Here is a 12,691-nt window from a genome sequence, read left to right on the forward strand (position 1 = left end):
AGTGTATCTGAAGTGGGTTAAAGTGTCCAAGTGGATAAGGGGGCTAAATAGTTTTTGCCTCTCTTTGCGCCCAAAACCGCGCCGGGGCGCTCTATGAGAGGCATTTTTGCCTCTCTTTGCGCCCAAGCCGCGCTGGGGCGCTCTACAGGGGTATCCAAGAAGCCATGAAGTGGCTGCTTGGGACACCTCTCGTTCGTATTATTAGGTCAACCAGCGATTCCTGGTTGGCCTGTTCTCGTTAGTGTTCTACGATGGAAGCAGCCGTGACAGGACATCAGGAAGTAGTCGGCAGCCTGGAACGGTTAAAGTACCTGATTCAGGCCCTTGATCTGTTGAACGCCTTGGCTCTCTCCGGATGACGGGCCCCAAAAAGGCTTCCAGCGGTTTTGCCAATATAGCATGGAGCAAGTGACGCTTGAGGTAGGCTGACTTTCCCTTGCCCATAAGGTACTGAACAAAACGTCAAGCAGCGATTCTCCCATTACCCGGAGAATCGCTGCTTGGCTGATTTATTGTGTTTTTTAGACTGCCAAAGGACTACCTCAGACGTCGAAGATCTACTTTTGGGACACTCTGGGTTTTTTTATCTGATCAGAGCATCCCTGCGAGCGCCAGCATATATCCTACTCCCAAACAAATCCTCTGCTATACGTTCAGAATGCCCGCTTTAGGCGTTACCTTAAATGCATTGGCCAAGTCGGCCAGCTGCTGGTCGGTGATCTTTTGCTTGATTTCTTTGCCGGCCACCAGGTTATAGACCGTTGCGGCTTTTTCCACGGTTTCGATCAGGCCAAAGGTAGCGTCCATCGTGGAACCTGTGCCAAAGATACCATGATGCGGCCAGACCACAATCCGGTGATCCCTCATTTTCTTCGCCGTTTCGCGGCCGATCTCGCTGCTGCCCGGGACGATCCATGGAATGACACTGACGCCGTCAGGGAAGACCACAATGCACTCGGTGCACATTTCCCACAATGTTTTGGTAAATTTCAGTTCATCCAGATCATGGGTGAAGGTCATGGCAATGACATTAGTGGCATGCGTATGCAGAACGATCCGGTGCGACGGATCCACCTTCAGCCGTTCAATGTGGCTCATAAAGTGGGAGGCCAGCTCGCTTGTCGGAACGGCTCCATCCCGGAGTCCCCACAGTACCTCTACGCTGTCCCCGTCCGCACTGACCCGCAGAACACCCAGGTTGGCTTCGGGATCCTTAATCACATTGCGGAAAAATTTACCGGAACCGGTCACGATGAAATATTTGCCGGCTAATTCTTTGACCGGGAAAGTGAGATTGATGGTGCGCAGCGGCTCCAGCACGTTGATATATTTGGCCACCTCATCTTCTTCCAGCAGATAGCTGATATTGCCCCCGTTCAACTCATCCCAGCCTTGCATCCACATATGGTGGGTAATTTCCGACATTTCTTTGATAAAAGGAGCCTCCGTGCCCGCAATGTATCCTTTGGATGCCAATACTGTACTCATAGTCGTATCTCTCCTTTTGTGTATGTTGCTCCATATCCCTCGAATCCAGCTATCTTACAGCCAGTACTTCCTGTTCATAACGTTTCACGTCAGCCAGCCATTGCTCACGTACCGGCGTGTTCTGTGAAGCGCAGTAGTAATCCCATACGGCACCGAACGGATACGATTTGAATTCTTCCACCAGTGCCAGGCGGGATGTGTAATCTCCGGCCAGCTCAATACGTTTCAGTTCCTCTACCGGCTCCAGCATGGCCCGCAGCAACGCCTTGATCGTATTGCGTGTGCCAATCACCCAAGCTGCGATATGATTAATGCTGCCATCGAAGAAATCCAGGCCAATATTCGTGCGGGAGAGCAAATCTCCACGCACCAGTTCACGGGCGATCTCCAGGAGTTCATCGTCCATGGTGACAACATGGTCACTGTCCCAGCGAACCGGTCTGCTGACATGCAGCAACAGTTGCTCGCTGAACATCAGGATCGAGGACAATTTATTGGAAATGACTTCGGTCGGGTGAAAATGTCCGGCATCCAGGCAGATGGCCTTGCCCCGCGTTAAACCGTAGCCCATGTAGAACTCATGGGAACCTACAACATAACTCTCCGAGCCAATCCCGAACAATTTGCTCTCTACCGCATCAATGTTGTACTGCGGATCAATTTCCTCTTCAAAAATCTCATCCAGCGACTCCTTGAGCCGTGTTCTCGGGGCCAGACGATCCACAGGTGTGTCCTTGTATCCATCCGGCACCCAAAAGTTGGTTACACAAGTCTGGCCCAGCTCCCGGCCGAAATGCTCGGCGATCTTGCGGGATGCCTTGCAGTGCCTGATCCAGAACTTGCGGATGTCAGCGTCGGCATGACTCAAGGTGAAACCGTCAGCCGCTTTGGGATGGGAGAAGCAGGTGGGGTTGAAATCTAGCCCCAGCCCTTGTTCCTTGGCCCAATTCACCCAGGACTCGAAGTGGCGCGGCTGCAGTTCATCCAGATCGACCGCTTCATCGGTATCGGCGTAGATGGCATGCAGGTTCACCTTGTGCTTGCCGGGGATCAGAGCAAGCGCCTGCTCAAGGTCCTTGCGCAGCTCATCCGGCGTGCCGGCACGTCCGGGATAGCTGCCGGTCACCGCAATGCCTCCGCTTAATTCCTTGTCTTTGAACAAGAATCCTTTGACATCGTCGCCCTGCCAGCAATGCAGCGAAATTTTGATCTGGGCCAGTCGTTCCAGCACTTCATCTACATTGATGCCATGAACGGCATATAATTTTTGCGCTTCGTTATAGCTGTTAATGATAGATTGATCCATGTTACTTCCTCCTGGCATTCCGTGAGCATAGAGCACACTCTGAGATTTATATAGCAATTGGCATTTTATTTAGAGGTTCTCCCGGCTGCCGCCGAATGAAGCCCATTCCAGCGGTTCAGAATCTCATCCATCTGCGGATTGGGGCGCGGGGCATACGATTCGATCCCAAAAGACCGCTGGATCATGGCTCTGGCTTCCTCGATGTCCGCGATATTCCCTACACTTATCATCTGCACCACCAGATTGCCGAGGGCCGTCGACTCCGTAGGACCGGCCAGAACTTCCCTGCCGATCATATCGGCGGTCAATTGGCATAACAGTGCGTTATTGACACCGCCACCTACGATTTGCAGCACTTCTATTGGGCCAGCGGTCAACTCTTCAAGCTCAGCCAGATAGGTTCGATAGGATAAAGCCAGACTGTCAAAAATACAGCGGGCCAGCTCGCCCGGCGTTTCCGGCACCGGCTGTCCGGTCTCCGCGCAGGAGGTGCGGATCTCCTCAATCATGTGCTCCGGATTCAGGAAACGCGGATCATTGCAGGGAATCAGGCTGCGGAAACTCTCCGCCTGTCCGGCGAGTTCAGCCAGCTCCGCGAAGCTGTACCTTTCTCCATCCAGTCTGCGGACCTCCTGGATCAGCCAGAGTCCCATGATATTTTTGAGGAAACGGTAAGTGCCGTAAGCACCCCATTCATTGGTGTAATTAACGTGCATAGCCTTCGCGTCATGGATCGGCTGCCGAAGCTCCACGCCAAGCAATGACCACGTGCCGCTGCTGAGATAAGCCGATGAACGGCCGCTCTGTGCAGGAACGCCAAGTACGGCTGAAGCCGTATCATGGGTAGCTGCAACGATCAGCCTGCATTGCGGGAGATCATACTGCTCCATCAGCGTATCACTGATGAACCCAAGGTCTTCCCCTGGCTCAGCCAGCGCCGGGAACTGCTCCCTTGTCAGATGGAGCAAGTCGAGCAAATCCTCATCATAATCACGGGTCTGCAAATTCAGCAGCTGTGTAGTGGACGCATTGGTTATTTCGTTGAGCTTGCGTCCGGTCAGCCTATAGTACAAGTAATCGGGCACCAGAAGAATTTGATCGGCCTGTGCCAATTCTGCTGTATCGTGGGCGAATAACTGGTACAACGTATTGAAGGTTAGCTGCTGAATGCCCGTCTTCTCGTATACGGCGGCCGGAGAGATGAGTTTGCCAACCTCATCAATGACATGATCTGTCCGACGATCGCGGTAAGCGTACACCTCCTGCAGACGATTCCCCTGTTTATCGAGGAGTACATAATCCACTGCCCAAGTGTCAATGCCGAGCGTGCACATGGTAATTCCGTTTGCTTTGGCCTGTTGCAGGCCCGATATAATCTGATCAAACAAATAATCAATATCCCAAAAGCAGGAGCCGTCCCGCTCCGCAAATCCGTTGCTGAACCGGTGAATTTCCCTAAGAGAGATGATCCCGTCCTTGAAGGTTCCGAGCACAAGCCGTCCGCTGGAGGCGCCGATATCGACGGCGATATGATTGTTCATAGGGCATCTCCTTGAGTGATTTACAATATTTTGTGGAACAGGGCAATGACTTCTTCTTTGGTTGGAATAAACGGATTGCCCGGTGCGCAGGCATCCTTCATGGAGTTCTCGGCGAGAAGATCGAGATCCACCTCGTCTACACCCAATTCGGATAACTTTGCCGGTATACCAACTTCCTTGGATAATGCCTTAATGGATTGAATCACGAAATCCGCACATTCCTTGTCGCTTTTGCCTTCAACCTGAAAGCCGATCGCTTTGGCAATGGCTCTGAATTTCTCCGGCACGTGTTTGGCATTCTCTTCTTCCACAAAAGGCAGCAGCATCGCATTACATACACCATGCGGCAGATCATACACACCGCCGAGCTGGTGCGCCATCGCATGAACATATCCGAGTCCGGCATTATTAAACGCCAGTCCGCCGAGGAAGATCGCATACACCATTTGCTCGCGGGCCTCAATGTCGTGGCCATTCTTTACGGTACGTGCCAGGTTGTTAAAAATCAGCTCGACCGCCGCCAGTGCTGTAGCATCCGTAACCGGATAAGCACCCGGTGTGACCAAAGCTTCGATGGCATGTGTCAGCGCGTCCATGCCGGTTGCGGCGGTAAGATCGGCCGGTTTATCCACCATCAGTTCAGGATCATTCACAGAAATGGCAGCAAGGCTATTCTTGTCAACCATAACCATCTTGACTTTGCGTTCTTCATCGGTAATCACGTAGTTGATCGTGACTTCGGCTGAAGTTCCGGCAGTCGTATTTACGGCTACGATCGGCAGTGATTTATGCTTCGATTTGTGTACACCCTCATATTCCTTGATATGGCCTCCGTTGGTGGCAATGATGCCGATAGCCTTGGCCGTATCCTGCGGCGAACCGCCACCCATGGAGATTAAATAATCACAGCCATTCGCTTGAAGAAATCCCACGCCGTCATGGACATTTTTGCAGGTCGGATTCGGTTTGACTTCATCGTAGACGACATAGTCAATCCCCGCATTGTCCAGAACGGCCAGCAGCTTGCCGGCGAGTCCGCTCTTCATCAGAAATTTGTCTGTGACGACAAGTGCCTTCTTCAGCTTCAGCTCTTGAACATACGGCCCGATTTCCTGCAAACAGCCCTTGCCCATAATGTTGATTGACGGAACGTAATATACATGTGTACTCATGGATTGACCAGCCTCCCGATAATGGTTAATGGTATTCCTTGCAGCATCCCGGATGCAGCACCTCAGTCTGGCCCCTGAGTCAATCGCAACAGCCGGCTCTGGTGCCCTATATAGTACATGATCTTCGGAATGTATTCTTACACTCTCATCGTAGTCTCCGCAATCTTTGTTGTCAACAAATAAAAGTTTAATAATGTTGTTTTTATTTGTTTACTGTCTGTTTTGTGAAGATTATAATAAAATCAATGGATTATTTTCTTTGTTTATTGCCAAACACAGAACTCCCGGACTATATTTAGTAAATACAATCGGAAAGGTGATACCCATGCTGGCAGCCGAAAGACGCAAGAAAATAATTGATTTGGTGCATCAGGACAAGCGGGTTCTGGTCTCCGACCTCAGTCGGATGTTTGAGGTCACGGAAGAAACAATCCGCAGGGATTTGGAGAAGCTGGAGAAAGACGGCATACTAAGCCGCACTTACGGCGGGGCAATGCTAAACCGCCATACCAATGAGGACCTGCCTTTTGTGACACGCAATGCTCTGAATACAGATATCAAACGCAATATCGCCTTGAAAGCACTCGATCTCATCAATGACGGCGATACACTTATGGTTGACCCCAGCTCGACCGCCTTTGAATTTCTAAAGCTGCTGGGCAACAAAAACAACCTGACAATCATTACGAATTCCATCAATGCGCTGCATGAATTCGCCAACTCCGGGATGAACATTATCTCTTCAGGCGGATCGCTGCGTTACCGTTCTCTCTCACTGGTCGGTCCTGTGGCTCATGATACAGTCCAGCGTTATAATGTGGACACGGCTGTCATCAGCTGCAAGGGGATCGACATGGAGCGCGGGATCACGGATTCCAATGAGCCGGAATGCGAACTTAAGAAATACATGCTGCGCCAAGCGGACAAGGTTATTTTGCTTGCAGACCACACCAAATTCGACAAGACTGCATTCACGAAGCTGGTTGATCTGGACAGCATTGATTATCTGATTACGGACAAGAAGCCGTCTGAAGACTGGCAGAAACGTCTGGCCGAACGCAATATTGAAGTGCTGTATTAACACGAAGAAGGCCGTCTCCCCGGTAAATGCGGGAAACGGCCTTCTTTATGTTCAATACGTTCTACCTTTCAATAAATCTCCAGACGGCCCGGTTTCTAAGGACAATAGTCTGCCGGTTGGGCGAATTATCCTGGCCGGTTTCTTTCTGCAGATATAAACTACGGCAGGGGGAATATTCAGCGGTACGAACGCCAGGCTCAGGATATCAAAATGCCGCTTCAACTCGCGTTTCATAGCTTTCCCCATCCCGGGGAAATATTCGAAGGTAGCAAACCAGCCTTCCTCCTTCAAGGAGCTGGTGACCTGTTCCATAAACCGAACCCGTTCCACCATCGATAACTTATTCAGCGGCAATCCGTTAACAATACCGTCCAGCTTTTCCTGTCTGTCATTATGCAACGCAAGCCGCAGACGCATAAAATTGCTGTAACAACGATAACCGGGAAAACGCTGCTTCAACTGATGGCGAAAATCTGCATCCTTCTCAAACAGCATCACTTTCAGTTTTCCCGTTTTCTTAAGCTGGATATGACTTGTAATGGCCCCCGTACCTGCACCCAGCTCGGCAATGTTGTGCAGCTCGTCCCAAGGCAGCGGGTCAGTCAGCGCTTTGGCCAGCCGGCGGGAGCTGGGAGTTATACTTCCGAACTGCCGGGGCTCACGCAGAAATTTATACAGAAACAGCAACCTGTTCCAAACTCCATTAGGCATAGGCTCCTCCTCTATTTTGCAGTAGTTATGGAGGATAGCTTAGAACTGCTCAACCTCTTTTACTTTGCGGTTCTTCCAGACCATCTCATAGATGACCGGGACCACGATCAGGGTCAACAGTGTTGAGGTGAATAAACCGCCAATAACTGTAATTGCCAGACCACCGGAGATCAGGCTCGTTGAGGAACCGGACAAAGCCAGCGGCAGCAAGGCCAGCATGGTAGCCAGAGCAGTCATCAGAATCGGACGGAGACGGGTAGTGCTCGCTTCCACAACCGCTGTACGGATCTCCATGCCGGATTTGCGGTTTCTCTCGACCCGGTCCAGCAGTACAACCGCATTGGTTACCACGATACCGACCAGCATCAGCATGCCGATCATCGCGCTCATGGACAAGGCCTGGCCCGTGACCAGGAGTGCGCCCAGCGCCCCTACCGGGATAAAGATCAGAGAGGATAATATAATTAGCGGTGTGACCACACCCCCGAAGGTAAAAGTCATGACCAGAAACACGAGTCCTACCGCAACCGCCATCGCTATGCCGAGATTGGTAAAACCTTCCGAGATCATTGACAATCCCCCGTCAAAACTAAGTTCGACACCCTCAGGCAAGGCCAGACTCTGGATATCTTTAGTGACGGTTTGGGTAACAGCAGCCGTATCTCCGCTCTTAATGGTTCCGCTAACCTGGGCAAAGGTCTTACCGTCATTATGGTTAACGGTAATCAGTGCATCCCGCACGGTGATGTCGGCGACGTCGCTCAGGTTCCGCATGCCCCCACCCGCAGGCAACTGAATATTCTTCAGTTCCTCCAGAGTTGTGATCTGCTGGGCGTAGGAGAGAATCACCGAACTATCCTGCTCGTCCAGGGTGTAGGTACCTGCATTGACAGGCTTCAACTGTTCGGCTACCGCCTGCATAATGACAAAAGGGCTGACCTGCGTGTCAATTCCTGTTTGATTGAGCGTCAGCTCCCATTTCGGTGTGACTTCGTTCATATTATTGGTTATATCCTTGAGATCGGCACTTTGCTGCATCAGGGCCTCCACCTGCTTAGCCGCTTTAGACAGCTCTTCCACATTGCTTGAATATAGACTTACATCTATATTGTTGCCGGTAGGCAAGCCTTGCTGCTGACCCTCCGTGATATTGACTGTAGTGCCGGGAATTTCCGCGGAGACGAGATCCGAAAGGGCAGCTTGAGCCTTGTCAATAACTGCGGTCATGTCTGTACCATCTGCAAATTGAACGGCCACAGTTGCCTTGTTGGCAGAACCTCCCGAGCCCATTAGCGGGTTCCCCGATGCACCGCCGATCGAAACTTGGTAATTGTTCACGCCATCCAGTTCTTTCACATAACTCTCTATCTGCCGGCTGATCTTGTCGCTCTGCTCTATATCACTCCCTGCGGGAAGCTCCGCTGTGATCGAAGCAGTAGGCACGGAATCAGCCGGGAGAAAAGCAACCCCAAGCAGCGGAATGGTGCCCAGTGAGCCAGCCAGAAGCACTAACGAAAGTCCCAACACCAGCCATTTCCGCTTCAGTGCCACCAATATTGTTTTTTCGTAAAAGCCCGTTAATCTGCTCTGCTTCGTGTGCGGCTTCACATTCTTGAAGAAAGCAGCGCCAAGCACCGGAATGAGCATCACCGCCACCAGCAAGCTGGTAACAATTGAGATCACAACAGCCAAGGAGAACGGGCGGAAGAATTCGCCGATAATCCCGCTGACAAAAGCCAGGGGGGCAAATACAACCACCGTGGCGAGTGTCGAGGAGAACACCGGGCTGATCACTTCTTTAGTGGCTCTGTAGGCCAGTTCCTTGCCTCTAAGGGCATGGCCTTTTTCCTGCCTCCATCTGTAGATATTCTCGATCACAACGATACTGTCATCCACGATCCGTCCAATGGAAACGGCAATTCCCCCTAGCGTCATAATGTTCAGGGTATACCCCATTTGATTCATCACTGCCACCGTAGCGAAGATGGAAATAGGCAACGAAAGGATCGATATCACGGTCGCTCTTACATTGCGCAAGAAGAGGAAAATGATCAGGATACAAAACAGCGCTCCGTATAGTCCTTCCCGTACCAGTGAAGAGACTGACTCCTTGATCTCTTCCCCCTGGTTCATAATGACATGAAGTTCAACGTTGTCGTCTTTATACGAATCCAGCAGGCTCTGCACGGCATCCGCAACATCGGCTGTGTTGGCCTCCTGGTTCTTGACAACTTCCAGTACGAAGCTGGGTTCACCGTTGAACCGGGTGATCTCTTTCGCCTCGCTTACCTGCGTTATCGTAGCCAGATCCGAGAGTTTGGTGATGCTCCCTGCTCCCGGGACAGCGCTCTGTGCAGATGCCCCGGGCGTTCCGGGAGTGGATGAAACCGTTGGTATACCACCCGCTTTTCCCGCAGCGGCTCCCATAGCTCCCGCTGGACTGCCGAGCGTCAAATCCTTAATTTGCTGCAGCGTAGACGCAGATCCTGAAAGACGGATGGGTACAGCATCAGCAGCATTGTTGACCGTTCCAAGCGGAAGCGCATAGTTCAGGCTCTGCAAAGCACTTTGAATCGTGCTTAGCGAAATACCCAGACGGGCTGCCTTCTCCTTGTCGACAACGATGTGAAGCTCACTCTCGGCAGTTCCCTTCAATGCAACGGAGCTGACCCCCTCAAGCTTCTGCATAGCAGGAACAATTTCCTCCGTAAGCTTCCGGGTCAATGCCTTGGAATCATTATTTGCGGAGAAAACCGCCGCCTGGTAAATCGGAGTTGCCCCGGCTGACAAGCGCCGGAGGGAGATGTCCGCATTCTCAGGCAGCTTCACCTTCGCCAGCAGAGCTTCAATATCTGCGGACTCTTTATCCATGTCGGCGCCAAACGGAAATACGATGGATATACTCGCCATGTTCTCTGAAGTCGAACTGGTAAAGGACTCATAGCCATTGAAGCCTTTCAGGCTGTCTTCAATCGGCTTCGTAATCTCTGTCTCTATTTCCTCCGTGGAAGCTCCGGGGTTTACAGCCTGGATAAATACTGCCGGGAACTCAATATCCGGAAAGGTCTGTTGTTTAATCGCTGTAGCGGAGAATGCCCCATACCCCAGGATAAGTGTGAATAAAATAACAACGGCCACCGAATTCTTTAAACTAATTTTGCTTAAGAAACTCATTTCTTGCTCCCTCCTCTATCTGAACACAGTATAAAGCCCGAATTTGTCCCCAGTGTGAACTGAGGATTACAATTCGGGCTTCGATAAGACTAGAGGGAGCCAGACCGAGAGTGTCGTTCCCCTTCCAGGCAAACTGCTCACTTCGATATGGCCGTAATGCAGGTCAACAATACGTTTGACGATGGACAGGCCGATTCCGTTGCCGCCTATCTTATGGTCTCTAGACCGGTCTGCTTTATAGAATGGTTTGAAAATGTGCAGTAGCTCTTCTTCCTCAACTCCGACCCCAGTATCGGCAATGGTAACCACTACCTGATTGCCTTGTTCAGTCGCAGTTATGGCAATATGGCCGCCGCTGCCGGTGAATTTGATGCTGTTGATGATCAGGTTACTCCAGACTTGGCTAAGTCTGTCCTCATCAGCCACAATCTTTATAGGCAGCAGGTCAAGGTCAAGCTGCACGTTTTTGGCTGCCCATTGCGGCTCATGGGCAATTACAACCCGCCGCAGCTGCTCATCCAGCGAATAGCGGCTGGGATCCAGCCTGAAATGCTCATATTCCAGCGTGGACAGCTGCAGCAAATCTCCGCTCAGGCGGGACAGCCGGTCGCTTTCCTCTTCAATAATATCCAGCAGCCGCATTCTGGATTCCTCATCCATTTGCTTGTGCTTCAAAGCCTGTGTGAAGCCTTTGATCGACGTCAGCGGTGACTGGATTTCATGGGACACATCTGAGACGAACTGCTTGCGGATCGCCTCAAGTGCCCCTAATTCACGCGCCATCTCATTAAAGCTGCGGGTCAATTGCCCGATCTCATCCGTTCGTTTGGTCTGCAGGCTGACGGTGAAATCGCCTTTGGCCATCCTTCGGGTCGCCCGGTTTAGCCGGTGCAGTGGCCGCACTATAAAGGTCGCGGCGATAATAATCAGAATACTGCCGAAGCCAAGGATGAACAGCAGCTGGGACTTCAGGAATCCGGCAACCATGCCAAGCGATCCCTTGAGATCCGGGGTCATGAACATTGCTTTTGGCGATCCGTCCCCGGAAAAAGGCAAACCGATGCTGACCCCCCGTTCACGATCATGAAAGTCACTTCGGTATACGGCACCTTCCAGCACAGCCTCCAGATGGGCTGCATCCTTTTCGATCTGCCCGCTGGTTACCTCATTGCTCATGTAGAGCAGATTACCTCCGTTGTCATAAATGCGGATCGTGTAAAAAGGCAGGGATGATATCCCGTTCATCAATGCGTCCAGATGGTCACCGTCCGCCTGTTCGTACACCTGGATGATTTTTTTGCCGCTGGTAATCATACTGTCCTGCATCGCCGACTGAAGCTGCCCGACATACATCCGGTTGATCAGCAGCGAAGCGGCAATGATACTAAGAAGAACAGCGCTCAGGAAGATCACTACCACTTTGACATAAAGCGATTTAATCATGGAGGGTCTCCAGCCGGTAACCCATGCCACGAAGCGTCACAATCCTGAAATCGCCGCTATACTTCTGAAACCGCTCACGCAGGCGTTTGATATGCGTATCCACAGTTCGCTCATCTCCGTCGTATTCGTAACCCCAGATTTGACGGATTAGCATCTCCCTGGTAAAAATCAGGCCGGGGTTGCTCGCCAGCTTCCAGAGCAGCTCGAACTCCTTCAGCGGAAGGGTGGTTGAATCGCCGGAGTCGGAGTAGTGGACCAGATAGCTTTTTTTATCCAGAGCAATCCTGCCCAGTTGAATCGTATGGGAAGTTGAAATACCGTATCGTTTCAGCAGGGCCTTCACCCTCATCGTAAGTTCCATAGGATCAAACGGCTTAACCAGATAATCGTCGGTTCCCAGCCGGAAGCCTTTGATTTTGTCCTCGGTCTCACCTTTGGCCGTAATCATCAGCACCGGTTTATCACCGGCCTCACGCAGCCGACTGCATAGCTCCCAGCCATCCATTCCAGGCATCATAATATCGATAATCACCAGATCTACCGGATGATTCTCATAGTAGGACCAGGCGTCCAGGCCATTGCTTTTCTCAATAATATCCATACCCTCATCTTCCAGAAACAACCTTACTAGCTCACGGATATGCGCCTCATCATCCACCACCATAATCGCCGTCATTGCAGCTCACCTCTAGCCTTCCATAATCGCCCGTTCCGGCTCTTCATTGTATCCTGCTATTTTGAACGCCAAGTGAACGGAATATTACAATTGTACCAT

At 51.4% G+C, this 12,691-nt stretch carries 9 protein-coding genes; 1 reads left to right on the forward strand and 8 read right to left on the reverse strand.

Annotated features, from left to right (window positions below):
* Positions 1-645 precede the first annotated feature (645 nt).
* The 4 genes from rhaD to IEY53_RS12350 all read right to left on the reverse strand — a co-directional run bounded on the left by rhaD (position 646) and on the right by IEY53_RS12350 (position 5,507).
* The gene (gene rhaD, locus IEY53_RS12335) at positions 646-1,488 is read right to left on the reverse strand and encodes a rhamnulose-1-phosphate aldolase (protein ID WP_189025300.1); all 843 of its coding nucleotides are present in this window, start codon (positions 1,486-1,488) and stop codon (positions 646-648) included.
* Between the two features lie 49 nt (positions 1,489-1,537).
* Positions 1,538-2,794: an L-rhamnose isomerase gene (gene rhaA, locus IEY53_RS12340; protein WP_189025302.1), complete on the reverse strand. Its 1,257-nt coding sequence runs from the start codon at positions 2,792-2,794 to the stop codon at positions 1,538-1,540.
* Between the two features lie 65 nt (positions 2,795-2,859).
* Positions 2,860-4,335 (reverse strand): rhamnulokinase, encoded by a 1,476-nt coding sequence (rhaB, locus tag IEY53_RS12345; protein WP_189025304.1) that lies wholly within the window; start codon positions 4,333-4,335, stop codon positions 2,860-2,862.
* 20 nt (positions 4,336-4,355) lie between these two features.
* Positions 4,356-5,507, reverse strand: a complete 1,152-nt coding sequence (locus IEY53_RS12350; RefSeq protein ID WP_189025305.1) for an iron-containing alcohol dehydrogenase — start codon at positions 5,505-5,507, stop codon at positions 4,356-4,358.
* Positions 5,508-5,832: 325 nt separating this feature from the next.
* Between IEY53_RS12350 and IEY53_RS12355 the strand changes: the two genes are divergently transcribed.
* Positions 5,833-6,588 carry a DeoR/GlpR family DNA-binding transcription regulator gene (locus tag IEY53_RS12355; RefSeq protein WP_189025306.1) on the forward strand — a complete coding sequence of 252 codons (756 nt, stop codon included), beginning with the start codon at positions 5,833-5,835 and terminating at the stop codon, positions 6,586-6,588.
* A 51-nt stretch (positions 6,589-6,639) separates the two neighbouring features.
* Here IEY53_RS12355 and IEY53_RS12360 read toward each other — a convergent pair whose 3' ends face one another.
* The 4 genes from IEY53_RS12360 to IEY53_RS12375 all read right to left on the reverse strand — a co-directional run bounded on the left by IEY53_RS12360 (position 6,640) and on the right by IEY53_RS12375 (position 12,592).
* Positions 6,640-7,299 carry a class I SAM-dependent methyltransferase gene (locus IEY53_RS12360; protein WP_189025307.1) on the reverse strand — a complete coding sequence of 220 codons (660 nt, stop codon included), beginning with the start codon at positions 7,297-7,299 and terminating at the stop codon, positions 6,640-6,642.
* A 39-nt stretch (positions 7,300-7,338) separates the two neighbouring features.
* Entirely contained in the window at positions 7,339-10,473 is a 3,135-nt protein-coding gene (locus IEY53_RS12365; protein ID WP_189025308.1) for an efflux RND transporter permease subunit, read from the reverse strand.
* A 66-nt stretch (positions 10,474-10,539) separates the two neighbouring features.
* On the reverse strand, positions 10,540-11,916 hold the full coding sequence (locus IEY53_RS12370; RefSeq protein ID WP_189025309.1) for a sensor histidine kinase: 1,377 nt from the start codon (positions 11,914-11,916) through the stop codon (positions 10,540-10,542).
* Positions 11,909-12,592, reverse strand: a complete 684-nt coding sequence (locus IEY53_RS12375; protein WP_189025310.1) for a response regulator transcription factor — start codon at positions 12,590-12,592, stop codon at positions 11,909-11,911. The genes IEY53_RS12370 and IEY53_RS12375 overlap by 8 nt, the downstream gene beginning before the upstream one ends.
* Between the last annotated feature and the right edge of the window lie 99 nt (positions 12,593-12,691).

It is taken from the genome of Paenibacillus albidus, assembly GCF_014644435.1.
GTDB lineage: Bacteria > Bacillota > Bacilli > Paenibacillales > Paenibacillaceae > Paenibacillus_AQ > Paenibacillus_AQ albidus.

Bases quoted from the DNA above. Each gene is read 5' to 3' on its own strand.
- rhaD (WP_189025300.1), bottom strand. From the start codon at position 1,488: ATGAGTACAGTATTGGCATCCAAAGGATACATTGCGGGCACGGAGGCT.
- rhaA (WP_189025302.1), bottom strand. From the start codon at position 2,794: ATGGATCAATCTATCATTAACAGCTATAACGAAGCGCAAAAATTATAT.
- rhaB (WP_189025304.1), bottom strand. From the start codon at position 4,335: ATGAACAATCATATCGCCGTCGATATCGGCGCCTCCAGCGGACGGCTT.
- IEY53_RS12350 (WP_189025305.1), bottom strand. From the start codon at position 5,507: ATGAGTACACATGTATATTACGTTCCGTCAATCAACATTATGGGCAAG.
- IEY53_RS12355 (WP_189025306.1), top strand. From the start codon at position 5,833: ATGCTGGCAGCCGAAAGACGCAAGAAAATAATTGATTTGGTGCATCAG.
- IEY53_RS12360 (WP_189025307.1), bottom strand. From the start codon at position 7,299: ATGCCTAATGGAGTTTGGAACAGGTTGCTGTTTCTGTATAAATTTCTG.
- IEY53_RS12365 (WP_189025308.1), bottom strand. From the start codon at position 10,473: ATGAGTTTCTTAAGCAAAATTAGTTTAAAGAATTCGGTGGCCGTTGTT.
- IEY53_RS12370 (WP_189025309.1), bottom strand. From the start codon at position 11,916: ATGATTAAATCGCTTTATGTCAAAGTGGTAGTGATCTTCCTGAGCGCT.
- IEY53_RS12375 (WP_189025310.1), bottom strand. From the start codon at position 12,592: ATGACGGCGATTATGGTGGTGGATGATGAGGCGCATATCCGTGAGCTA.